The organism is Thauera sp. 2A1 (assembly GCF_009469595.2).
Lineage (GTDB): Bacteria > Pseudomonadota > Gammaproteobacteria > Burkholderiales > Rhodocyclaceae > Thauera.
Genome location: NZ_SSXV01000022.1, coordinates 1 through 21520, shown reverse-complemented (window position 1 = coordinate 21520; position 21520 = coordinate 1). Strand labels below are relative to the sequence as shown.

Here is a 21520-nt window from a genome sequence, read left to right as displayed (position 1 = left end):
GGCGAGCCCGGGCTCGCCAGGCGGATCGGTCGTGGGTGGCTGCAGCGTGCCTAAGCGCGCGCATTTTGCTTCACACGGTACATCGCCTGGTCGGCACTCTTCGACAGCGTGGTGACGTCGGCGCCGTCCTCGGGGTATATCGCGATGCCGATACTGGCTGACACCGAAACACCCTGTCCGCCGAGTGCCAGCGGCTGCGCGATGGCCCGTGCGATCTTCTGCGCGACATTGGCCGCATCCTCTCGGCCGTGGGTGTTTCGCAACAGGACGACGAATTCGTCGCCTCCAATGCGTGCCGCCGTGTCCGATTCGCGGATGATTCCCAGGATGCGGTCGGCCACGGCCTTCAGTACCAGGTCGCCGGCCGCATGGCCGAGCTGGTCGTTGATCGGCTTGAAGTGGTCGAGATCGATGAACAGCAGCGCGAGGCGGGTGTCCTCGCGACGGGCCGCGGACAGGGCGACATTGACGCGGTCGTCGAACAGCGCACGATTCGGCAGGCCGGTCAGCGTGTCGTGGCGCGCAAGGTGTTCCAGCTCGCGGCGGTTCCGGTTCAGGTCGGCAATCTGCTGGTGGATCTGATTGCGCAGCAGGTTGACGCTGCGCGCCAGGACGCCGATTTCGTCGCGGCGATCGAGCGGTAGCTTGGGCGTGTGACTGTCATCCGAGAAGTGTTCGACCGCCGCGCTGAGGTCGTTGATCGGGCGGGTGATGGCGCGTGCCAGTACGGCGGCGACCGGGATGCCGGCCAGGCACAGGATCGCCACGATCTGAACGGTGACCATGCCCAGCGCGTCGGCCTGCTTCAGCACTTTTTCCAGGGGCTGCGCGAGGCCCAGGATCACTTGGCTCTCGTCGGTCGTGACCTGCGGTCGCAGGGCGATGAATGCGGCTACCACTGGCTTTTTCGCATAGCGTCGATCCTTTGCCGTGGTGACGACGTGCGCCGCGCGGCCGTCGACCAGGTCGCGGGTGTCGGGGAACTCGTCATGGACGAGGATCCGCCGGCCTTTGTCGAAGCCGAAGGTGAGCGACGCGTCTGGGTGAATCAGGAAATCGCCCTGGCGATTGGTCAGGAACAGGTGGAACTCCTGGCGCAGGTCCTGCGCCAGGAGTGCGAAGACACCATCGAGGTCGACGTTGATCACGATGACGCCGCGCGCGATGCCCTGAGGGTCCATCACCGGCATGGCGTACTGGACAGCGGGCTGGCCCAGCGCAGCATGCGAACCGCGCTCGTTGTTGATGGCGATGCGCGACATGTAGGTCTGGCCGGCAGCTATCTTCAGTGCATCGAAGACGTAGGGGTAATGGCCCTTCTCCTGCAGTTCGTCGCCGTCGACGCGCAGCAGGGTCGTGCCGTCGCGGTCGACGCGCACCCGCTCGAGGCCGCCGTCCTCGGCGGAGATCAGGCGGATCTGGAAGTAGGCCGGGTTGGCCTCCATCAGCAGGCTGAACAGGACGGCCAGCTCGTCCTCGCGTGCCCGGTCGGCCTGCTGCAGGGCGGCCAGGGCGGCAGGATGGTGGGCGAGGGTGCGCAGATTGCGGGAGCCCTCCTCGCGCGCCTGCAGGATGCGGCGGCCGAGCACCTGGGTGGAGGTGAGGAGCTCTTTCTTCGCCGAATCGATCAGCAGCTTCCTGCTGGCCGTGTATGCGTAGAAACCGGTCAGCCCGGCCGCCAGCATGCCGACAAGGGCCAGCACCAGGCCGAGCTTGGCGGCGATGCCGATCCTCATGGCGTGAGCACTCGCGACGCCCGGTAGCCGGACAGGATTCTTTCCCAAAGCTGGTTGCGGCGCTCGACGCTCTCGACCGGTTGCAGCCAGGCGAGGCGGTCGCCCGCAGCGTGATCTTCGGGCTGTACCCGGGTGTTGGCCAAGCCGTGACGGGTCGTGAGCAGTCCGGACGGGCCGGGCTCGAGCAGGTAGTCGATCCAGGCTGCAGCGAGGGCCTTGTCGCGCGCGCCACGGGTGATGACCCAGCAGTCGAGCCACGCCAGGGCGCCCTCGTCGGGCAGGACGAAACCCACGTCTGCGCCTGCCGCACGAAGCAGATGGAGTTGCTGGGTGCCATAGTTGGCGAACAGCAGCGCAGCCTGGCGGCTGACGAACAGCTCGGCCGACTCCTCAGGTTGGCTGTAGAAGGTGAGTACGTTGCGGCGCAGCGCGATCAGCGCATCCACGGCGATGGCCCAGTCGCGCTCGGCCAGCGTGAAGGGCGAAGCGGCGCCGATCTTCTGCGCGGCGAGGGCGAAATTGTGCGTCCCGCTGTTGTAGGCGAGCACCTTGCCCTTGTAGCGCGGGTCCCACAGCGCAGCGATGGAGGCGGGTGGCTCGCCGATCTGCCGCCTGTCGTAGATCAGCCCCATGGCGGCATAGGTGTAGGGAATGGCGTAGGCCTGGCCGTCATAGGTGACGCCGGGTAGCGCAGCGAGGTCGCGAAAGCGAGGCAGTTGCGCGCTGCGGTTGCGAATGGTGCCGAGATCGATCGGCACCACGAGCTTTGCGGCGATGTAGCGCTGCAGTTCTGCGGTGTTGACGGCGAAGACGTCGAAATCCTCGGCATGCCGGTGGCTGATCTTCTGCCACAGGATTTCGTCGGAATCGATGCGGGTGACCTCGACCTTCGTCCTGGTACGCTGTTCGAAGATCCGCACCACGTCGGGGTCAGCATAGCCCGGCCAGGCCAATACGCGCAGCGTGTCGACCGCCAGTGCCACTCCGGGCAGAAGGGCGGCGAGCAGCGGAACCAGCAGAGCGCGACAGCAGCGGAGCCTGGACATGGGATGGACATGGCCGACAAGCAGACGCGTCGAGTGTATCGCAGGCGCAACGCCGTAGGCGCGCGGGTTGCGAGGATGTCAGCGGGGAAATCAAGCACTGTCCCGAAGTCTCGCCGGGGACGCGAAATCGTCTTTCCATGGAAAAAAGATCGATATAATATTTCCCAAGAAAAGGAGAATGCCATGACTGTCAGCGCCAGGCCCATTCCCAATCCTGCGGATGCGGCGGTCGTGCTGACCAAGGCCGTCGCTCGCGCGGCCGAGCGGCTCGAAGTCTCGCGTTCGCTGCTGGCACGGGTGCTGGGCGTCAGCCCCGCCACTGTCACACGCCTGTATGCGGGGCGCTATCGGCTCGAGCAGGACCGCAAGGAGTGGGAGTTCGGCTTGCTCTTCGTACGCCTGTTCCGCTCGCTCGATTCCATCGTCGGCGACGAGCGCACCGCGCGGCAGTGGCTCGCCAGCGACAACCGGGCGCTCAACGGGCGTCCGGTGGAGCTCATCCGCAGCACCGAAGGCCTGGTCCGTGTCGTTCAATACCTGGACGCCGCCCGCGGTCTCGTCTGAGGCGCGGCCATGGGCCGCGGCCGCGTGGCGCATCGTCGAGGCGCAGCACACCGCGTCGACGATGAAGATCGTCGATGACGCGGCCGAGCAGGACTTGCTCGAGGCGCTGCTCGATGCGAGCAAGCCGCCGCGCCCGCAGGCGGTTGCGGGCCTGGACTATCTGCTCGCCACCCCTTTCCGCTATGACCCGCGGCGCGGCGGATCGCGCTTTCGCGCGGCCACCGACCCCGGCGTGTTCTACGGTGCCGAGCAGGTGCGCACCGCCTGCGCGGAACTGGGCTACTGGCGCTGGCGCTTCCTGCGCGACGCGGTGGATCTGGAGCGGCTCGAACCGGTGGCCCATTCCGCCTTCCGTGTGCGCCTGGCGACACAGGCGGTGGATCTGCGCCAGCCGCCCTTCGCGGACGATGCCGCCCGCTGGACCGATCCGGTCGGTTACGGCGCCACGCAGGCCTTTGCGCGCGTGGCGCGCGATGGCGGCATCGGCGCCATCGTCTACCGTTCGGTGCGTGATCCCGAACCGGCCTGGTGCGTGGCGGTGTTGACCCCGGACGCCTTCGCCCAGCCACGGCCGGACTCGGGCACGCAGACCTGGTGGCTCGCCGTGCAGCACGAGGGCGTGGTCTGGCGCCGCGAGGGCATGGCGCTGCATTTCGACGCGGTCCCCTGGGCGGCGAGCCTGTAGCGGGTCGCGGCGCGGCCGATCTGCGATCTTCGCCCCATGCAAGCGGTCATCTCCATTTTCCGGATGCGTGATGCCCGCAAACCCGGCATGCGGCTTTGTAGCGCAGGGTGCGGCGTGCGTCTGCGCACACCGCACCCTGCGCCTGGCCTCGATGCTCAGTGCGCGTGGCTCGGCTGAATCAGATCGTCGGTTCCGGCGTTGCGGCGCGTGCCGTTGAGGAACAGGTTCAGGCCCACCGCGGTGATCGCGGCCAGCAGGATGCCGCTGTGCAGCAGCGGCTCCAGCGCGTGCGGCATCTGCTGGAAGAACTTCGGCGCCACCATCGGGATCATCCCGGCGCCCACCGACAGCGCCACGATGTAAAGGTTGAAGCGGTTGGTGCGCAGGTCGGCGGAAAGCAGGATCTTGATGCCGGTGGCTGCGACCATGCCGAACATCACCAGGCCGGCGCCGCCAAGCACGTACTGCGGTACCGAAGCGATGATCAGCGCCATCTTGGGGAACAGGCCGAAGGCCATCAGGATGGCGCCACCGACGACGCATACCCAGCGGCTCTTGACGCCGGTGACACCCACCAAGCCGACGTTCTGCGAAAACGAGGTGTGCGGAAAGGTGTTCAGGAAACCGCCGATCAGCGTGCCGAGCCCGTCGGTGCGCAGGCCGCGGGTGAGATCCTCGCGTGTGAGCTGGCGGTCGGTGAGTTCGCCGAGTGCGAGGAACATGCCCAGCGACTCGACCATGACGACCACCATGACCAGGCACATGGTGGCGATGGAGACGAGGTCGAAGATCGGCATGCCGAAGTGCAGCGGGGTCACCAGCGAGATCCACGGCATGTCGGCCAGGCCGTCGAAGCTGACCTTGCCCATCGCGATGGAGATCGCGAAACCCACCGCCATGCCCAGCAGCACCGCGACGTTCGACATGAAGCCGCGGCCGTAGCGGGTGATGGCGAGCACGATCAGCAGCACGATGCCGGCGATCGCCAGGTATTCGAGCGAGCCGTAGGCCGGGTTGTCGATGAACTGGCCGGTGGCCGCGTCGCGGATCCTCGGCTGGCCGCCGGCGGACCAGTTGATGGCGACCGGCATCAGCGAGATGCCGATCACGGCGATGATCGAGCCGGTCACGATGGGTGGGAACAGCGGCAGCGCGCGCGACACCAGCGGCGCGAAGAAGATGCCGAACAGGCCGGCGGCGATGCCCGAGCCGAGGATGGCATTGATGCCGAGCGCCGGGTTGGTCGCCATCGCCACCATCGGGCCGACCGCCGCGAAGGTGACGCCCATCATGATCGGCAGGCGGATGCCGAAGCGGCCGACCCCCAGCGCCTGGATGATGGTAACGAGGCCACAGCACAGCAGGTCGGAGTTGATCAGCAACGCGATCTGATCCTTGGGCAGCTTGAGCGCGCCGCCAACGATCAGCGGCACCGCGATCGCGCCGGCATACATCACCAGCACGTGCTGCAGGGCCAGGGTGAAGAGGCGGCCCCCCGGCGGGCATTCATTGACCGGGTCGATCGCCTGCAGGTCGGGCGTGTGGTTTGTCGCGGACATCGTGCGTCTCCTCGTTGTTTTGGACTGTCGGATTCCAGTCTAGGGGGACGCGTGAATATGAAAACGTTTATGGACTTATAGAACGCATCACGGAAATCATATTGGAGCGCTGCGAATCCCTCCCTGCGATGCGCACCCGGGAGGGTGCCTTCCAGGCTAGCTTCGCTCGGACCACATGACTCCGCCAGTGGCCCAGTTCTCACGCTTGACGTCGATGAGGACGATGTCGACCGCAGCAGGCTCGCATTCGAGCACGCGGCAAGTCTCGCGGGTGAGGGCTTCGACCAGTTCACGCTTCTTTTCCGGGCTGCGGCCTTCGAACAGTTCAATGTGCATGGTGGGCATGGTGGGCTCCTGTCAGGTGGAAGAGACGGTTGGGGAGAAGGAATTCCAGGTTGCTTTCATCCCGGGGACGAGGGTTGGAAGTTCGGGCGTGCCGGCCAACCGGGCCCTCGATGTAGTGGCCGACCGGCGTCGGTGCGGATCAACGTGCGAAGGCGGGATCGAGCCGCATCAGGCCGCGCAGCAGCGCAGGCCATTCCAGCGTACCTTCGGGCCCAGGGTCGGCGATGAGTTGGGCGTGCGTGCGCTCCAGCACATCCTCGGGCGGCATGCGCACCGCGCCGGCGGCCATGGCCTGAAGCTGGATGCGACACGCCTTTTCCAGCGTGTCCATCAGCACGAAGGCCTCGGCAGCCGTGCGGCCACAGGTCAGCGTGCCGTGGTTGCGCAGGATCATCGCGCGATGCAGGCCAAGTTCGGCAACCAAGCTTGCCTGTTCGGCGGCGTCGAAGGCGAGGCCCTGGTAGTCGTGGTAGGCGATGTCGCGCCAGAAGCGCATTGCGTGCTGCGACAGCGGCAACAGCCCATGCTCGAGTGCCGACACGGCGATGCCGGCATTGGTGTGCAGATGAATCACGCAATGTGCATCCGTCCGTGCTCGGTGCACGGCGCCGTGGATGGCGAAGCCGCCTGGATTGGCGATGCGGTCGGTGCCGTCGATCACGCGGCCGTCGAGATCGATCAGCAGCAGGCTGGAGGCCGTGATCTCGTCGAAGGTTGCACCGAAGGGGTTGATCAGGATGGCATCCTCGCGGCCCGGCAGGCGCAGCGAGATGTGGGTGTAGATCAGGTCGCCCCAGCCGCGCTGCGCCGCGAGGCGGTAACAGGCGGCGAGGTCGACGCGGGCGCGCCATTCTTCGGTGCTGACGCGCGGCGGTCGGGCGGCGTAGGGGTCGGAGGGCTGCATGGCGGTGGCGGCTGGTGATCTGGTTCGCGGGGCCCGGCCGGATCTGTCCGGCTTCAATGACGCAGGGGCTGCACGTAGGCAGCCCCCGGTGAATCATGCTGGATGCATCGCCCCGGAAGGCATGCAACCGGCTGCTGCGATCAGGCCGCGGCGGGAATGACGCCGGGCGCCTCGAGCTGGATCTCGTCGCAGTTTGGGTTGGGCCCGCTGCGATCGACGACGAGGAAGTCGCACACGCCTTCGAGCGCGAGCAGGGGATGATGCCAGACGCCGGTGGCGTAATTGACGCCTTGGTCGCCACGGGCGAGGAAGACCTTGAGCTGCTCGACACCGGGGGCTTCGCCAGCCGGGGCGACGACGACGAGATAGGGTTTGCCCGACATGGGGATGAAGGCCTGGGAGGCGAGCGGATGGCGCTCCATCATCTGGACGGTGAAGGGCAGGGAGCGCGGCTGGCCGCGGAAGATCGACACGATGACGCGGCCCTCGGGGCCGGGCTCGATGTTGGCCAGGTCGTGGTAGCGCTCGGTATTGCCGGCGTTGATCGTGAAGTGCCGGGCGGCGTCGCTGGCCTCGATGACGTCGCCGTAGGGTGCGAAGGCTTCGCGGGTCAGCGGCAGCACGTCGAGCGTGATGGCGGTTTTCGCGGACATGGGGTGCTCCCGTAGATTGTGGGGCTCGCCGCACCCGCATGCGCTGGCGCCGGACTGGCCGGGCGGCAGCGCATGCGGGGCGGCGGGGCGCTGCTTACTTGGGCTCGACCTTGCCCCACAGGCGCAGGCGCGAGACGCCGCCGTCGGGGAAGATGTTGAAGCGGACGTGGGTGATGGGCCCGAGCTTGGCGACCTGTTCGGTGAAGGTGTGGATGGCGTCCATCTCGAGCTTCTGCTCGGGCAGCAGGGTCTGCCAGAACATCGACTGGGTGGTGATGGAGCGGTCGGTGCCGCCGGTCACATAGGCGGCCTGCACCGAGCAGCGGTCGGGGTAGTTGCCCTTGAAGAAGGCGGTGTCGACCTCGATCTTGTCGACCGTGCCGGGGGCGCCCAGCTCGATCACGCACCAGTCGTTGCCCGGTTCGCGGCGGCGGCGGGTTTCCCAGCCGTCGCCCATGTTCATGCCACGGCCCGGCAGCAGCAGGGCGGAGGCGGAGGAGCCGAAGCTGGCGTCGTTCCAGGACACGGCGCGGCCGCCGTTCTCCATCGCGACCAGGTCGACCAGCTCGCCCGAGGCGGCCTTGGCGGCGAGCGTGCCGACCGGGCGGCCATAGACGCGCAGACGGGCGATGCCGCCGTCGGGATACATGTTCACGCGCAGGTGGGTCCATGCCGCATCGCTCGCGCACGCCAGGATGTGGTGGCTGTTGGGGCCGCAGGCGGTGGCGGGGAGGATCTCGGTCCAGGTGGCGGCCTTCAGCGCCTCGACGTCGTCGGTGTCGGACACGCAGGCCTCGATGGAGACGGCCGGCGGGTAGTTGCCGGTGAAGTGGGAGGTGTCGACGTCGAAGCCGCGGATCACGCCCTTGACGCCGAGCTTGACGAGCGCCCAGTCATGGCCGGCGACGCGCTTGCGGCGGGATTCCCAGCCGTCCATCCACTTGCCGTTGGTGTCGAACTTGCCGGGGACGAACTGGGCCGGCTCGGGGTTGAGCATGCGCGAGACTTCGGCGAAGAAGTCGTCGGAGGCGGCGAGCGCCTTGGCGCCCAGGCGCGGGTTGGCGAGGTCGACCGAGCGCAGGGCCCAGTCGGGCAGGTCGGCGGGTGGGGCGAAGACGGGGGCGCCGGGAGTGTGGCTGGCCATGGGGGTTCTCCTTTGGGTTCGGGGGGTTTGAGGCGGATCCCGCAGTCTTGCGGGCCCGCCTGCGCTGAAAACTTATTTCGCGTTGTAGGGGTGGTGCTCGATCCAGTGGCGGGCGACGTCGACGCGGCGGCACACCCACACGCGGTCGTGCTTCTCGATGTGGTCGAGGAAGCGCTGCAGCGCCCTGAAGCGGCCCGGCCGGCCGAGCAGGCGGCAGTGCATGCCGATCGACATCATCGCCGGGCGCTCGTCGCCCTCGGCGTACATCACGTCGAAGGCGTCACGCAGGTACTCGAAGAACTCGTCGCCGTGCGAGAAGCCCTGCGGCAGCGCGAAGCGCATGTCGTTGGTGTCGAGCGTGTAGGGCACCACCAGGTGCGGCACGGTCTCGCCACTGGTCTTCTGCACCTCGGTCCAGAACGGCAGGTCGTCGCCGTAGTAGTCCGAGTCGTACAGGAAACCGCCGTAGTCGGCCACCAGGCGCCGGGTGTTCGGCGAGTCGCGGCCGGTGTACCAGCCCAGCGCGCGCTCGCCGGTCAGGCGCTCGATGATCTCCATGCCGATCTTCATGTGCTCGCGCTCGACCTCTTCGGGCGTGTTCTGATAATGGATCCAGCGCCAGCCGTGGCAGGCGATCTCGTGGCCGAGCTCCTTGAACGCGGCGGTGAGCTCGGGGTGGCGCTCGAGCGCCATCGACACGCCGAAGATCGTCATCGGCAGGCCGCGGCGCTCGAACTCGCGCAGGAAGCGCCACACGCCCACGCGCGAGCCGTACTCGTAGATGCCTTCCATCGACAGGTGGCGCTCGGGGTAGCTGGCGGCGTTGAACAGTTCGGACAGGAACTGCTCGCTGCCGGCATCACCGTGCAGCACGCAGTTCTCGCCGCCTTCCTCGTAGTTCAGCACGAACTGCACGGCGACGCGGGCGCGGCCGGGCCAGTTGGCGTACGGCGGGGTCCGTCCGTAGCCGATCAGGTCGCGAGGGTAGGCCTGGTTCGAAGTCATGATGTCGATCCGGAAAAGGCGGTGGGGGAGTGTCGGAGCAGGGCGGAGCGTCACACGCTCGCGCCGAACATGGCGTCCAGCCGGAAGCGCGCGATCTTGCCTATCTCGTTCAGGCAGGTACGGAATTCAGTGTCGCGGTCGTTGGCAAGGCGAGCTTCGACACGATCCATGATCTGGTGGCGGGTGAGCCCCTTCACCGCGACCACGAAGGGAAAGCCGAAGCGCACACGGTACGCCTTGTTCAGATCGCGCAGGCGCTGCAGTTCTTCCTTGCTGCACTGGTCGAGGCCGGCGCCGCGCTGCTCGCCGGTGGAGGCGGTCGTCAGCGTGCCTGCCTCTGCTTCCTTGCCCGCGAGCTCCGGGTGGGCGCTGATCAGGCCAAGCTGTTCGTTCTTGCAGGCGGTATCGACGACCAGGCACATGGCGGCGTGCAGCGCATCCATGGTGTGGAAGGGGCCGGCGCTCCAGGTGCGCTCGGCGATCCAGGGGGAATGTTCGAAGATACCCTCGAGCCGGGCGACGAAATCGTCCTGCGTCAGTCGGGAGAGTTCGGCCAGCGCGGCCTCGGTGCGATCGGGTGTGGCGGTGTTCTGAGTCATGGTGATGTCTTCCAGCCGTGTTCGTATGCGGTTTCAATCCTTGAGGCGGGCGCCCTGGGCGTACCAGATTGCGATCGCCTCGCGCTCCTTGTCGGTGATCTGGGTCAGGTTGCCGAGCGGCATGTAGCCACTGGCGACCGTCTCCGCGATCTTGGCGGCGTGCTGTGCGATCTGCTCGGGCGTCTCCAGCATCACGCCCTTGGGCGGCTGGGCGAAACCTTCCTGCTTGGGCTGCGCGGCGTGACAGGTGACGCAGCGCTGCTCCAGGGTGCTCTTCACGGTCGCAAAGCTGACCTTTTCGCCACCGGCATCGACCTGTTTCGGCGCCATCACGACCACCAGCAGGGCGAGCAGGGCGGCGCCGGCAGCCGGCAGCCAAGTCTTGACCTGGCCGCGATGGCGCAGAACGAAGAACTGGCGGATCAGCACGCCGGCGAGCATCACCACGCCGAGGATCAGCCAGCCGTGCTTGTTGGCGTAGGTCATCGGGTAGTGGTTGCTGATCATGATGAACAGCACCGGGAGCGTGAAGTAGGTGTTGTGAACCGAGCGCTGCTTGCCGACGATGCCGGGCATGGAGTCAACGGCCTCGCCGCGGCGGATCTGCTCGACCATCTTCTTCTGGCCAGGAATGATGTGGAAGAACACGTTGGCTGCCATCATCGTGCCGAGCATCGCACCGACGTGGATGTATGCTCCGCGGGCCGAGAAGACGTGGTGCAGCAGGTAATTCGCTGCCATCACGAAGACGAAGACGATCGCGGCGAGCAGGCCGTCCTTGCCGATCATGTTGCGACACAGGATGTCGTAAAAGACCCAGCCGCTGATCAGGAAGGCGATGGAGATGCCTACCGCTGCCGCTGGCGTCAGGGCCATGACGTTGCTGTCGATCAGGTAGCTGGAGGCGCCGATCCAGTACACGATGGCGAGCATGCCCATGCCGGACAACCAGGTCGTGTAGGCTTCCCACTTGGACCAATGGAGGTCCTCGGTCAGCGGCTCGCCCTTCGGGCCGGTGAGGTATTTTTGGCTGTGGTAGAAGCCGCCGCCGTGCACCGCCCAGAGTTCGCCGAATACGCCGCGCTTGGCATCATTCGGGTTCTTCGGCGCTTTCAGGGAGTTGTCCAGCATGACGAAGTAGAAGGATGCGCCGATCCAGGCAATGCCTGCGATCAGGTGCAGCCAGCGGACCAGGAGATTGGCCCAGTCCAACAGGTAGGTTTCCATTTGCTTGTCTCTATGTCCGTGAAGCTGGGGTTAGCTGCCGCGGTAGGTGGAGTAGCTCCACGGCGAGACGAGCAGCGGCACGTGGTAATGCTGGTCGGTGTTGGCGATGCCGAAGCGCAGCGCGACTTCATCGACGAAAGGCGGTTCGGGCAGGTTCAGCCCCTGGGCGCGGAAGTAGTCTCCAGCCGCGAAGATGATTTCATATTTGCCGGTCTCGAGCGCGGCGCCCTCGAGCAGGGGCTTGTCGCAGCGGCCGTCGTGGTTGGTGACCGTACTGGCGACTACACGGCGCTCGCCGTCGAGGCGGTAGACCGTCACGGTGATGCCGACGCCGGGGGTTCCCCTGGCGGTGTCGAGTACGTGGGTGGTGAGGCGTCCCATGCTGCTGTCTCCTTGTCGTTTCCGTGTGTGCGGGGATCGTGTGAGCGCAGTGTAAGTCTGCGTTGTGTTATGGAAATGGATATGACTTTATAAGTGATATATTTATTTTCGTATTTTGTACGCGGGCCTGCAGGCCGACACTCTGCGCCGTGGCCACCCGCGAGCCGCTCTGGGTGTGCGTCGACGAATGAGAATGATGGGATGAGGAGACGGATATGACTGGAAGACGCATCGACGACCCGCTGGACACCTATCTGTTGCGCGTCTTCGTGCTGCTGATCACCGAGCGCAGTGTGTCGCGCACCGCGCTGCGCCTGAACCAGTCGCAGCCGGCAATCAGCGCCGCGCTGAAGCGGCTGCGCGACATCCTGGGCGACCCGCTGCTGGTGCGCGAAAAGGGCGGCATGGTGCCGACCGAGCGCGCGCTGGCGCTGTTGTCCCACGCCAAGGGCGCGCTGGCCGAGATCGATCGCATGGTCGATGCGCCCGAGTCGTTCGAGCCGCAGACTACGCGCCACGAGTTCCGCATTGGATCACCGGACTACCTCGCGCCCCTGTTCGTCGCCGCCGTCGCCGAGCGTTTTCGCCGCGAGGCGCCGCAGGCCAGGCTGGCGCTGCATTCACTCGGGCCGAACTTCGACTTCGAGCGCTCGCTCGCGGAGGGCGACCTGGATGTGGTGATCGGCAACTGGCCGGAGCCGCCGCACCGCATGCACCTGTCGATGCTGCTCGAGGACGAGATCGTGCTGCTCGTCTCGGCAAGCCATCCGGCGGCACGCAAGGGCATGAGCCTTGCGGACTTCCAGCGCGCAGTGCATGTGGTGCCCATGCCGTATTCGATCAGCCAGCGAGGGGTGATCGACAGCGTGCTGGCGTCGATGCGCATCAACCGCGACGAACGCGTGGTGGTGCAGTCCTTCACCGCTGCGCCCTATCTTCTGCAGAACACCGACCTGGTGTTCACGACCACGCGTCACTTTGCACAGTTCTATGCGGACCTGTTGCCGCTTGCGATCATCCCGTCGCCAATCGCGTTTCCGCCCATGCGCTTCTACCAGTTGTGGCATGAACGCAACCACCAGTCTCCCGGCCACCGCTGGCTGCGGCGGCTGCTAGCGGAGTGCGGCCGCCACATCGCCACGCAAGCTGCCGCCGCCGCAAAACCTGCCTGAGCGCGATTGCGACAAAGGATGCGGCCGTGGCGGCTGAGCAGGCTTTTCCGCCCAGCCGCCACGGCCGCATCCTTGGAGAGGCAGGCAGTCAGCGGTCGATCGGCACCAGCATGACCGGGATGTCGGCCTTCATGGTGACCTTGTGGGCGACCGAGCCCAGCAGCAGTTCGCCCAGCGTGCTGTGGCCGCGCGAGCCCATCACGATGACGTCAGCCAGCACATGCTTGGCCACGTCGAGGATGCGGCGCGAGGGTTCGCCTTCCAGCGCCCGTACGCTGGCCAGCACGCTCTTCACGTCGAGGTCGGGATGGGTCTCGGCAAAGACGTCGATGCGCTGGCGTAGCAGGGCCTCGGCCTTCTTGTGGCCGGCCAGCTTGATCTCGTCCATCTTTTCTTCGCTGATGAACTCCTCGTAGGGCAGGCTGGTGGCAGGCAGCGTGACGGTCACCGCGTGAAGCTTGGCGCCGAACTTCATGGCGAGGCCGACCGCATGCAGAAACACCGCGGGCGAGCGGGGTGTGAGATCGGAGGCGTACAGGATCGACTTGATTTCGTAGCTCATGCTTCAGCTCCAGGTGGGCGAGTTCGTAACTGGACGACCGTGGCCGGCTTGCTGCACGCGATCGCATCGTCAACCCGAGTTTACGAGCGGGGCCGGGGCCCATGCGATGCCGTGGCTGATAGCCTACATATGGATTGCGTGATGGCCGGTCCCGGGCATGGTCGCGACGGGTGGGGTAGTGCCCGCCTCATCCCGCTGCCTTGGCCTGATGGCGCGCCAGCGTCTGGGATGGTGTCTCGCCGAAGAGCTTGCGGTACTCGATCGAGAAGCGACCAAGGTGGGAGAAGCCCCAGTCCATCGCAATGGACGAGACGTTGCCGGTTCCGCGGTCCGTGATCAACGCGCGGCGCACCTGCTCGAGGCGGAACTTCTTCAGGTAGGCCATGGGCGACAGGCCCAGGTAGTGCTTGAAGTCCTCGAACAGCCGGGAGCGCGCCACGCCCGAGACCGCCTCGATGTCTTCCAGTGCAATGTCCTCGCGCGCGTTCGCGTGCATGAAGTCGCGCGCCCGCAGCAGGTAATGCGGCAGCCTCACGCTCCCGGCCTGTTCGAGTTCGGTCGTGTAGTTGTTGGGCTGCGACAGGATCAGCCCCTTGATCAGCGCCTTCTCGAGATCACCGGAGAAGAAGGCGTTGCCGTACAGGTCGCCGGCCGCACCCTCCATCTCGCTGACCATGTGCCGCACCATGCGCCACCACGAGGCCTGGCGGCCATTGGCGGCGTCCATGCCCGGTTCGAAGACGAGCGGCTTTTCCGCCGGATGCTGCAGCAGTTCCTCCAGCACCTGGCGCATCGCCGGGCGCGGGATGGCGACCAGCAGCTTGCGGCAGTTGCCGGCGATGGTGAGTTCCTGCAGGGCGTCGGGCGACACGATCACGCCGGTGTCGGGGTCGGAGACGAGCAGGTTCCCGCGTATCGACAATTCCTGCTGGCCGGAGACGGGCAGGCTGACGCTGTAGCAGTTGAGCGGTGTCTCGGTGTCGATGCCGACGGTGACGTCGGTGCCGTACTCGATCAGACCCATCGTCGTCGACATCGATTTCAGCACGTTGCCGGAATGCTGGAACTGCAGCCGGCTTGGTGCCCCGACCTTGAGCCAGTGCGGCCCGCAGATGGCTTCCATCCAGGAGCGCGCGCCATCCAGGTCGCGGCGTACCACGCGGATGTCAGGTGTTTCGGCAGCTTCGGGGGCAAGAGGAACGATGTGTCTCGGCATCGGGGAGGGTGTCCCGTCGGGGGGCTTGGGCTGGAGTCGTCGAGTGCGAGTGAGTCTGTCGCTCACTTCCTTGTAAATCATAGCTTTTTCGTCCGGCCGCGCAATCGGTGGCGCAGCGCCCGGCAGCCGCGTTCATCCCCTCCTGGAAAAAGTGGACAGAAATGGCCAACTCCGCGGATAGAGCGTCTGGCACGACAGGCGTGTAATGGCCCCCGTCGCACACCTGACATGAGGGGACAACATGAATACCCAGCGCACCTACGCCGAATGGCGTGATTTCGTCAAAGACTGCCTCGACTTCCGTCCGGCCGAAGGCGTCTATCGCATCGCCCGCGAGATGTTCACCGAGCCGGAACTGTTCGATCTCGAGATGGAGATGATCTTCGAGAAGAACTGGATCTTCGCCTGCCACGAGAGCGAGATCGCCAACCCGAACGACTATGTGACGATGCGTGCCGGTCGCCAGCCGATGATCATCACCCGCGGCGCGGACGGCAAGCTCAACGCCCTGGTCAATGCCTGCCAGCATCGCGGCGCGACCCTGACGCGCCTGCACAAGGGCAAGGCGTCGAGCTTCACCTGCTCGTTCCACGCCTGGACGTACAAGAGCGATGGCCGCCTGCTGAAGGTGAAGGCGCCTTCCGAGTACGAGGAGAATTTCGATCTCGGCAAGCACGACCTCAAGAAGGCGCGCATCGAGAGTTACAGGGGCTTCGTCTTCATCAACCTGGATGTCGACGGTACCGAGACGCTGGAGGAATACCTCGGCGACGCCAAGGCCTTCTTCGACATGATGGTGGCGCAGTCACCCACGGGCGAGCTCGAAGTGCTGCCCGGGCGCTCGCAATACACCTACGACGGCAACTGGAAGCTGCAGTGCGAGAACGGGCTGGACGGCTATCACGTCAGCACGGTGCACTACAACTACGTCGCCACCGTGAAGCATCGCCACGAGGTTAACGCCGACAAGGGCGGCAAGGTGGAAAGCACGCTGGACTACAGCAAGCTGGGTGCCGGCGACGCCGAAACCGACGATGGCTTCTTCTCCTTCCGCAATGGCCACAGCCTGCTGTTCAGCGACATGCCGAACCCGTCGGTGCGCCCCGGCTACGCGACCATCATGCCGCGGCTGGTGGAAGAGTTCGGCCAGTCCAAGGCGGAATGGATGATGCACCGGCTGCGCAATCTGAACATCTACCCGAGCCTCTTCTTCATGGACCAGATCAGTTCGCAACTGCGGGTGATCCGTCCGGTGGCGTGGAACAAGACCGAAATCCACAGCTACTGCATCGGTGTGAAGGGGGAGTCGGACAAGGACCGCGAGAGCCGCATCCGCCAGTTCGAGGACTTCTTCAACGTGTCGGGCATGGGCACCCCGGACGATCTGGTTGAGTTCCGTGAAGCGCAGCGCGGCTTCGAGGCGCGGCTGGAGCGCTGGAGCGACATCTCGCGCGGCCACCAGAAGTGGGTCGAGGGCGAGACTGCCAACAGCAAGGCGATCGGCATCCGCCCGGTGCTGACCGGCACCGAATTCACCCAGGAGGGTTTGTACGTGAATCAGCACGGCGCCTGGCAGAAGTTCCTGCTGAAGGGCCTGGACAAGAAACTGCAGATGGCGAACGAGGAGTAAGCGAATGAATCCGAATCTTCAATACGCGGTCGAGCAGTTCATGTACCGCAAGGCCGAGCTGTGCGACACGCAGGACTGGGATGCCTACCTCGACATGTTCGACGAGGAGAGCGAATTCCATGTGCCGCAATGGTCGTCCGAGCACGAATACACGACCGATCCCAAGCGGGGCATGTCGCTGATCTATTACGCGAACCGCTCCGGCCTGGAGGATCGCGTGTACCGCATCCGCACCGGCAAGTCGGCTGCGTGCACGCCGATGCCGCGCACGCAGCACCAGATCAGCAACGTGCGCATCGCCCCTCGTGCGGGCGGGACCGACGGTGAACTGGAGGTCAGGGTGAACTGGTCCACGCACTACTATCGCTTCGCAGTGCCGGGTCATTTCTTCGGCTATGCGACCTATCACCTCAAGCCTGCCGGCGAGAGCTGGAAGATCACGCGCAAGCATGTGGTGCTGCTGAACGACACGATCAACGCGGTGCTGGACTTCTATCACCTCTGAGTGTCCGCCGGGACGACCCGCTGGTTAAACTGGCGGGCCCTTGGTATCACCTCCTGCCCGCGCGCCTCGCCGGGCCCACGGGCAGGAAGGTCCCGGAGCTCCGATGCAACTGTCTCCCCGCCTTGCCGTTTTGCTGGCGACCCCGCCGCTGTTGTGGGCCGGCAACGCGGTGGTCGGCCGCATGTCGATCGACAGCATCAGCCCCTTGTGGCTGAACGCCTTGCGCTGGGTGGTTGCCTTCGTGCTGCTGCTGTTGTTTGGTTGGCGCGCGCTGGCGACGACGGAGGCGAGGGCGCAGATCGCTGCGCGCTGGGGCTACCTTGGCACGCTGGGGCTGATCGGCATCGGCGGGTACAACGCCTTGCAGTACATGGCGCTGCGCACCAGCACGCCGCTGAACGTCACTCTGATCGCCTCGAGTTCGCCGGTGTGGACCATGGCGATCGGTGCGCTGGCCTATGGGGTGACGCCCAAGCGCCTGCAACTCGTTGGCGCTGCGCTGTCGCTGCTGGGCGTGGCGCTCGTGCTGTCGCGCGGCGATCTTTCGAGCCTGACGCGCGTCGAGTTCGTCGAGGGCGATCTGCTGATGCTGCTGGCCATCCTCGGCTGGTCCGTCTATAGCTGGATGCTGGCGAAGCCGCCGGCACACACGCTCGGCGACCGGCGACCCGCATGGAACTGGGCGGAATTCCTCGTCGCCCAGGCGGTGTTCGGCGTTCCGTGCGCGGTCGCCAGCGCGCTCGTGGGCGATGTGGTCGCTCCAGGGGCGCCAGCGCAGTGGTCATGGGGGCTGGCGGCGGCGATCGGTTTCATGGCCATCGGTCCATCGATCATCGCCTACCGCAGTTGGGGTCTCGCGGTGGCCGAGGCGGGGCCCGAGATGGCCGCCATCTTCTACAACCTCACGCCGCTGTTCGCGGCCGTCCTGTCCGCGGCGGCGATCGGGGAATGGCCACATGCCTACCATGGGCTGGCCTTCCTGCTGATCGTCGCGGGGATCGCGGTGTCCTCGCGTGGGCGTTGATTTCCCGGTTCAGACCGTCTCGGCGAGGGTCAGGCCTGGCGGCGGACGAGGTGCAGGCCGCACTCCAGATGATGAGTGTAGGGAAACTGGTCGAACGCGGCAGCCGCAGCGATGCGGTGCGTGTCCTGCAGGGCGGCGACGTTCTGCTTCAGCGTTTCCGGGTTGCAGGAAATGTAGAGCACGTTATCGAAGCTTCGAGCCAGTTGCAGCGTCGCCTCGTCCAGGCCGCTGCGGGGAGGGTCGACAAACAGCGTGCCGAAGCGATAGGCATCGAGGTCGATCCCCTGCATGCGTCGATACTGGCGTCCGCCGGCAATCGCGTCGCTGATCTCCTCGCTCGACATGCGGACCATCGTCACGTTGTCTACGGCATTCGCATCGAGGTTGAAGCGCGCCGCGTTCACCGAGGGCTTGCTGAGTTCAGTCGCGAGGACGCGATCGAACAGCGGTGCCAGCGCGATCGTGAAATTGCCATTGCCGCAGTAAAGCTCCAGCAGGTCGCCGCCGATGCCCGCCGCCTGCGTGCGCGTCCAGGCCAGCATCTTGCGATTGACGCCGCCGTTAGGCTGCGTGAAGCTCCCCTCGATCTGCTGATAGCGCAGATGACGGCCGTCCAGTTCGAACTCCTCCAGCAGCCAGTCGCGGTCCAGCACGATCTTCTGCTTGCGGCTGCGGCCGATGAGCTGAACCTTGAGCTCGGTCGCCAGCGCGCGCGCGGCGGTCTCCCAGGCTTCATCGAGCGGACGGTGATAGACGAGGGTGATCATCAACTCCCCACTCAAGGTCGCGAGGAAGTCGACCTGGAACAGCCGGCGCTTCAGGATTTCGGAGCCATTCAAGCGTTCGCGCAGGCGAGGCATCGCTTCGGCAATCGGTGCGGCCGCAGCGGGGAAGTCGTTGATCGCCACGGGCTTGCGCGGGTCCGCCGGATCGTACATCGCATAATCGACTCGATCGCCCTCATGCCACATGCGGAATTCCGCCCGCATGCGATAGTGCAGCGGCTCCGAGCTGAAGATCTCGGGTTCGGGCAGGCCGAATGCCGCAAAGTCTGCCTTGAAGCGGCTGGCCTTGGCGTCAAGCTGGGAGTGATACTCGTCGGGGTTGAAGCTGGGAAGCGGCATGTTCGGCTTTGCGAAAAAATCTGGCGGGAAGGGCGCCCGGGTCGCGGATTCTACGTGATGCGCACCGACCGCGAGTGCTCGCGCGACCGTGGCGTCGATACCGGCAGGTGTCCTCTGCGCCGGCCCGGCTTCATGCAGGCGGGTGCACCATGAGCTGTATGGTGGCGCGAATTGTTTGCCGATTACGAATGGTCTAGCCGATTGTCGGGGCTTTATCCGACTAAAGAAGATAACGATCATTCAGGTTCGATAAATTTGTCTGCAGAGCCACAAGATCAATATGACGCGCACCCGCACCACTGCCTATCTCCTTCTCACGGTGACCTCGCTCTTCTGGGCGGGCAACATGGTGATGAGTCGAGGCCTGCGAGCTGACCTCCCGCCTGTCGCCCTTGCGTTCTGGCGCTGGGTGGTCGCGTTTGCCTGCGTGCTTCCACTTGCCTTGCCTCATCTGCGCAGCCAATGGCCGGCGCTGCGCGCGGCGTGGAAACGGGTGCTCTTTCTCGGCGTGTTCGGAGTCGGTTGTTACAACACTTTCTCCTACGTCGCGGTGCAGTACACGACCGCCACCAGCGCGACGCTGCTGAATTCCTTCATCCCCGTGGCGACGATCGCGCTGGCCTTTCTGTTCCTCGGCAAGCGGTTGAGCCGGATGGAAGCGCTCGGCGTGCTGATTTCCCTCCTTGGCGTGGCAGTGCTGATCAGTCGTGGCAGCGTGGAGGTGCTGCTCGGGCTCACCCTTAATACGGGCGACATCTGGATGCTGGTTGCGGTGCTTTCGTGGAGCATCTACACGGTGGGTCTGCAGTGGCGTCCGCAAGGCGTACACCCGATGCTCCTGCTCGCCGCGTTCATCGTGGTCGGGCTTGCGGTGATGGCGCCGATGTATCTGTGGGAATTGAGCACTGGTGCAACGATCCACCTGAACATGGGTTCGGTCGCCGGCGTGCTTTATGCGGGCGTCGCCGCCGCCTTCCTCGGATTCGTCTGTTTCAACGCCGGAGTCGCCGTCGTCGGGCCCTCGATCGGGTCGCTTTTCATCCACCTGCAGCCGGTGTTTGCGTCCATCCTTTCGGCGCTGATCCTCGGCGAGGCTCCGCAGTGGTATCACTACGCGGGCATGACGCTCGTTTTCGGCGGCATCATCGCGACCATGTGGCGTGGCGCGATCGCCCGCCGCGCACCGCAGGTGCGAACCGCTGCCCGGTGATGAGCCTGCCCCTCGGGTGGGCGACGCCAGTCTCTTTGATCTGGTTTTTGAGTGGGAGGAACCATGGAATCAAGCCTTTTCATCACCGGCGCGACCTCGGGTTTTGGTGAGGCGTGCGCACGGCGGTTCGCTGCCGCCGGCTGGAAGCTGATCATCACCGGTCGTCGCAAGGATCGTCTCGACGCGCTTGCAGAGGAATTGTCCGAGCAGACACCGGTGCTGCCATTGGTTGTCGATGTCCGCGACCGGGCTGCGATGCAGCAAGCGATCGATGGTTTGCCGGACGAGTTCGCGCGACTTCGCGGTCTGATCAATAACGCCGGCCTGGCACTGGGAATTGCCCCGGCGCACGAATGCAGCCTCGACGACTGGGAGACGATGGTCGACACCAACGTCAAAGGGCTCATGTACACGACGCGCATGTTGCTGCCCAGGCTGATCGCTCATGGCGCAGGCGCCAGCATCGTGAATATCGGCTCCTCCACTGGCAACTGGCCTTATCCCGGTGCGAATGTCTATGGCGGCACGAAGGCCTTCGTGCATCAGTTTTCCTTGAACCTGCGTTGCGATCTTGCCGGCACAGGCGTGCGCGTGACCAATCTCGAGCCGGGACTGTGCGAGAGCGAATTCACCCTCGTGCGTTTTCGTGGTGATCAGGCTCGCTACGACGCCACCTATGCAGGCGCCGATCCCGTGCAGCCCACCGATATTGCCGAGACCTGCTTCTGGCTGCTCAACCAGCCTCCGCACATCAACATCAACAATCTCGAAATCATGCCAGTCAGCCAGACCTGGAATGGATTCACCATTCACCGGAAATAGTCGCGGCTGGTTGATGCGTTTCAGGCTGCCGATGCGCGGCTGAGTCCGTCGGAAAGCCGTTGGCCGGTGTCGGTCGGATCGGATTGGCGGAGAAGCCCAGCAGCACGGTTCCTTTGAGATTTTCTTCGAAGCCCTTGACCACTTTCTTTTGCTGTTTATAATGCGCCCCTCTTTGAGCGCTGCGGTGGTTTTGGCCGGTGCGGTGTTGGGGGAGTGGGAGGCGGGAATCCTGTGTTGCGGGGTTCGGTGTGGGAGTAGCCGGATTCGGAAGGGCGGCGCGGGGGGGTTGACGAGTTGTTCTGAGTTGATCATAATTTCGTTTCTCTGCTGCAGCGATGCAGCGGTTCTTTAAAAAGTTGAACAACCGATAAGTGTGGGTGCTTGGTTGTTGCGGCGAAGTCGTTTCG

At 65.3% G+C, this 21520-nt stretch carries 23 protein-coding genes; 8 read left to right on the top strand and 15 right to left on the bottom strand.

Annotated elements, in window-relative coordinates; all coding sequences use genetic code 11:
• Positions 1 to 50 precede the first annotated feature (50 nt).
• Entirely contained in the window at positions 51 to 1736 is a 1686-nt protein-coding gene (locus GH664_RS17370; protein WP_153169328.1) for a diguanylate cyclase, read from the bottom strand.
• Positions 1733 to 2782 (bottom strand): extracellular solute-binding protein, encoded by a 1050-nt coding sequence (locus GH664_RS17365; RefSeq protein WP_153169327.1) that lies wholly within the window; start codon positions 2780 to 2782, stop codon positions 1733 to 1735. The genes GH664_RS17370 and GH664_RS17365 overlap by 4 nt, the downstream gene beginning before the upstream one ends.
• A 183-nt stretch (positions 2783 to 2965) precedes the next feature.
• Between GH664_RS17365 and GH664_RS17360 the strand changes: the two genes are divergently transcribed.
• Positions 2966 to 3346, top strand: coding sequence for an antitoxin Xre/MbcA/ParS toxin-binding domain-containing protein (locus GH664_RS17360; RefSeq protein WP_153169326.1), 381 nt, complete (start codon positions 2966 to 2968; stop codon positions 3344 to 3346).
• The gene (locus tag GH664_RS17355; protein WP_228111591.1) at positions 3306 to 4031 is read left to right on the top strand and encodes an RES family NAD+ phosphorylase; all 726 of its coding nucleotides are present in this window, start codon (positions 3306 to 3308) and stop codon (positions 4029 to 4031) included. Before GH664_RS17360 ends, GH664_RS17355 begins: the two co-directional genes overlap by 41 nt.
• Before the next feature lie 155 nt (positions 4032 to 4186).
• Here GH664_RS17355 and GH664_RS17350 read toward each other — a convergent pair whose 3' ends face one another.
• The 9 genes from GH664_RS17350 to uraH all read right to left on the bottom strand — a co-directional run bounded on the left by GH664_RS17350 (position 4187) and on the right by uraH (position 11848).
• Complete coding sequence (locus GH664_RS17350) at positions 4187 to 5590, bottom strand: nucleobase:cation symporter-2 family protein (RefSeq protein WP_153169325.1); 1404 nt, start codon at positions 5588 to 5590, stop codon at positions 4187 to 4189.
• A 156-nt stretch (positions 5591 to 5746) separates the two neighbouring features.
• Positions 5747 to 5935 (bottom strand): 4-oxalocrotonate tautomerase, encoded by a 189-nt coding sequence (locus tag GH664_RS17345; RefSeq protein WP_153169324.1) that lies wholly within the window; start codon positions 5933 to 5935, stop codon positions 5747 to 5749.
• 139 nt (positions 5936 to 6074) lie between these two features.
• Positions 6075 to 6839, bottom strand: coding sequence for a class II aldolase/adducin family protein (locus GH664_RS17340; RefSeq protein WP_153169323.1), 765 nt, complete (start codon positions 6837 to 6839; stop codon positions 6075 to 6077).
• A 140-nt stretch (positions 6840 to 6979) separates the two neighbouring features.
• Positions 6980 to 7492, bottom strand: coding sequence for an ureidoglycolate lyase (locus GH664_RS17335; protein ID WP_153169322.1), 513 nt, complete (start codon positions 7490 to 7492; stop codon positions 6980 to 6982).
• A gap of 94 nt (positions 7493 to 7586) precedes the next feature.
• Positions 7587 to 8636 (bottom strand): allantoicase, encoded by a 1050-nt coding sequence (gene alc, locus GH664_RS17330; RefSeq protein WP_153169321.1) that lies wholly within the window; start codon positions 8634 to 8636, stop codon positions 7587 to 7589.
• 72 nt (positions 8637 to 8708) lie between these two features.
• Positions 8709 to 9641, bottom strand: coding sequence for an allantoinase PuuE (puuE, locus tag GH664_RS17325; protein WP_153169320.1), 933 nt, complete (start codon positions 9639 to 9641; stop codon positions 8709 to 8711).
• 50 nt (positions 9642 to 9691) lie between these two features.
• Positions 9692 to 10240 carry a 2-oxo-4-hydroxy-4-carboxy-5-ureidoimidazoline decarboxylase gene (gene uraD, locus GH664_RS17320; RefSeq protein WP_153169319.1) on the bottom strand — a complete coding sequence of 183 codons (549 nt, stop codon included), beginning with the start codon at positions 10238 to 10240 and terminating at the stop codon, positions 9692 to 9694.
• Positions 10241 to 10273: 33 nt separating this feature from the next.
• Positions 10274 to 11467, bottom strand: a complete 1194-nt coding sequence (locus GH664_RS17315) for a urate hydroxylase PuuD (protein ID WP_153169318.1) — start codon at positions 11465 to 11467, stop codon at positions 10274 to 10276.
• 30 nt (positions 11468 to 11497) lie between these two features.
• Positions 11498 to 11848 (bottom strand): hydroxyisourate hydrolase, encoded by a 351-nt coding sequence (gene uraH, locus GH664_RS17310; RefSeq protein ID WP_153169317.1) that lies wholly within the window; start codon positions 11846 to 11848, stop codon positions 11498 to 11500.
• A gap of 215 nt (positions 11849 to 12063) precedes the next feature.
• Here uraH and GH664_RS17305 point away from each other — a divergent pair, with 215 nt between their 5' ends.
• Positions 12064 to 13020, top strand: coding sequence for a LysR family transcriptional regulator (locus GH664_RS17305; protein WP_153169316.1), 957 nt, complete (start codon positions 12064 to 12066; stop codon positions 13018 to 13020).
• Positions 13021 to 13108: 88 nt separating this feature from the next.
• Here the strand turns inward: GH664_RS17305 and GH664_RS17300 are convergent, their stop codons facing one another.
• Both GH664_RS17300 and GH664_RS17295 read right to left on the bottom strand, forming a co-directional pair.
• Positions 13109 to 13582, bottom strand: a complete 474-nt coding sequence (locus GH664_RS17300) for a universal stress protein (protein ID WP_153169315.1) — start codon at positions 13580 to 13582, stop codon at positions 13109 to 13111.
• A gap of 187 nt (positions 13583 to 13769) precedes the next feature.
• The gene (locus GH664_RS17295; RefSeq protein WP_228111590.1) at positions 13770 to 14798 is read right to left on the bottom strand and encodes an AraC family transcriptional regulator; all 1029 of its coding nucleotides are present in this window, start codon (positions 14796 to 14798) and stop codon (positions 13770 to 13772) included.
• 241 nt (positions 14799 to 15039) lie between these two features.
• Between GH664_RS17295 and antA the strand changes: the two genes are divergently transcribed.
• From antA to GH664_RS17280, 3 genes are all read left to right on the top strand, one after another.
• Positions 15040 to 16428, top strand: coding sequence for an anthranilate 1,2-dioxygenase large subunit (gene antA, locus GH664_RS17290; RefSeq protein ID WP_153169314.1), 1389 nt, complete (start codon positions 15040 to 15042; stop codon positions 16426 to 16428).
• Between the two features lie 4 nt (positions 16429 to 16432).
• Positions 16433 to 16933: an anthranilate 1,2-dioxygenase small subunit gene (gene antB / locus GH664_RS17285; RefSeq protein WP_153169313.1), complete on the top strand. Its 501-nt coding sequence runs from the start codon at positions 16433 to 16435 to the stop codon at positions 16931 to 16933.
• Positions 16934 to 17036: 103 nt separating this feature from the next.
• Positions 17037 to 17957: a DMT family transporter gene (locus GH664_RS17280; protein ID WP_153169312.1), complete on the top strand. Its 921-nt coding sequence runs from the start codon at positions 17037 to 17039 to the stop codon at positions 17955 to 17957.
• 29 nt (positions 17958 to 17986) lie between these two features.
• On the opposite strand, the gene trmA is transcribed toward GH664_RS17280, so the two are convergent.
• A complete protein-coding gene (gene trmA, locus GH664_RS17275) occupies positions 17987 to 19081 on the bottom strand; it encodes a tRNA (uridine(54)-C5)-methyltransferase TrmA (protein ID WP_153169311.1) in 1095 nt (364 codons plus the stop codon).
• A gap of 280 nt (positions 19082 to 19361) precedes the next feature.
• Here trmA and GH664_RS17270 point away from each other — a divergent pair, with 280 nt between their 5' ends.
• Both GH664_RS17270 and GH664_RS17265 read left to right on the top strand, forming a co-directional pair.
• Entirely contained in the window at positions 19362 to 20291 is a 930-nt protein-coding gene (locus GH664_RS17270; RefSeq protein ID WP_153169310.1) for a DMT family transporter, read from the top strand.
• Between the two features lie 63 nt (positions 20292 to 20354).
• A complete protein-coding gene (locus GH664_RS17265; protein ID WP_153169309.1) occupies positions 20355 to 21113 on the top strand; it encodes an SDR family oxidoreductase in 759 nt (252 codons plus the stop codon).
• On the opposite strand, the gene GH664_RS17260 is transcribed toward GH664_RS17265, so the two are convergent.
• The coding region (locus tag GH664_RS17260; protein WP_194270433.1) for a hypothetical protein at positions 21094 to 21520 on the bottom strand (427 nt) is incomplete at its 5' end. The two genes, GH664_RS17265 and GH664_RS17260, sit on opposite strands and share 20 nt — an antisense overlap.

Coding starts and splice junctions, on each gene's coding strand:
- GH664_RS17280 (WP_153169312.1), top strand. CDS start 17,037: ATGCAACTGTCTCCCCGCCTTGCCGTTTTGCTGGCGACCCCGCCGCTG.
- GH664_RS17265 (WP_153169309.1), top strand. CDS start 20,355: ATGGAATCAAGCCTTTTCATCACCGGCGCGACCTCGGGTTTTGGTGAG.
- GH664_RS17350 (WP_153169325.1), bottom strand. CDS start 5,590: ATGTCCGCGACAAACCACACGCCCGACCTGCAGGCGATCGACCCGGTC.
- GH664_RS17305 (WP_153169316.1), top strand. CDS start 12,064: ATGACTGGAAGACGCATCGACGACCCGCTGGACACCTATCTGTTGCGC.
- GH664_RS17270 (WP_153169310.1), top strand. CDS start 19,362: ATGACGCGCACCCGCACCACTGCCTATCTCCTTCTCACGGTGACCTCG.
- trmA (WP_153169311.1), bottom strand. CDS start 19,081: ATGCCGCTTCCCAGCTTCAACCCCGACGAGTATCACTCCCAGCTTGAC.
- GH664_RS17340 (WP_153169323.1), bottom strand. CDS start 6,839: ATGCAGCCCTCCGACCCCTACGCCGCCCGACCGCCGCGCGTCAGCACC.
- GH664_RS17370 (WP_153169328.1), bottom strand. CDS start 1,736: ATGAGGATCGGCATCGCCGCCAAGCTCGGCCTGGTGCTGGCCCTTGTC.
- alc (WP_153169321.1), bottom strand. CDS start 8,636: ATGGCCAGCCACACTCCCGGCGCCCCCGTCTTCGCCCCACCCGCCGAC.
- GH664_RS17335 (WP_153169322.1), bottom strand. CDS start 7,492: ATGTCCGCGAAAACCGCCATCACGCTCGACGTGCTGCCGCTGACCCGC.
- GH664_RS17315 (WP_153169318.1), bottom strand. CDS start 11,467: ATGGAAACCTACCTGTTGGACTGGGCCAATCTCCTGGTCCGCTGGCTG.
- GH664_RS17295 (WP_228111590.1), bottom strand. CDS start 14,798: ATGCCGAGACACATCGTTCCTCTTGCCCCCGAAGCTGCCGAAACACCT.
- GH664_RS17345 (WP_153169324.1), bottom strand. CDS start 5,935: ATGCCCACCATGCACATTGAACTGTTCGAAGGCCGCAGCCCGGAAAAG.
- antA (WP_153169314.1), top strand. CDS start 15,040: ATGAATACCCAGCGCACCTACGCCGAATGGCGTGATTTCGTCAAAGAC.
- antB (WP_153169313.1), top strand. CDS start 16,433: ATGAATCCGAATCTTCAATACGCGGTCGAGCAGTTCATGTACCGCAAG.
- GH664_RS17365 (WP_153169327.1), bottom strand. CDS start 2,782: ATGTCCAGGCTCCGCTGCTGTCGCGCTCTGCTGGTTCCGCTGCTCGCC.
- uraH (WP_153169317.1), bottom strand. CDS start 11,848: ATGGGACGCCTCACCACCCACGTACTCGACACCGCCAGGGGAACCCCC.
- uraD (WP_153169319.1), bottom strand. CDS start 10,240: ATGACTCAGAACACCGCCACACCCGATCGCACCGAGGCCGCGCTGGCC.
- puuE (WP_153169320.1), bottom strand. CDS start 9,641: ATGACTTCGAACCAGGCCTACCCTCGCGACCTGATCGGCTACGGACGG.
- GH664_RS17300 (WP_153169315.1), bottom strand. CDS start 13,582: ATGAGCTACGAAATCAAGTCGATCCTGTACGCCTCCGATCTCACACCC.
- GH664_RS17360 (WP_153169326.1), top strand. CDS start 2,966: ATGACTGTCAGCGCCAGGCCCATTCCCAATCCTGCGGATGCGGCGGTC.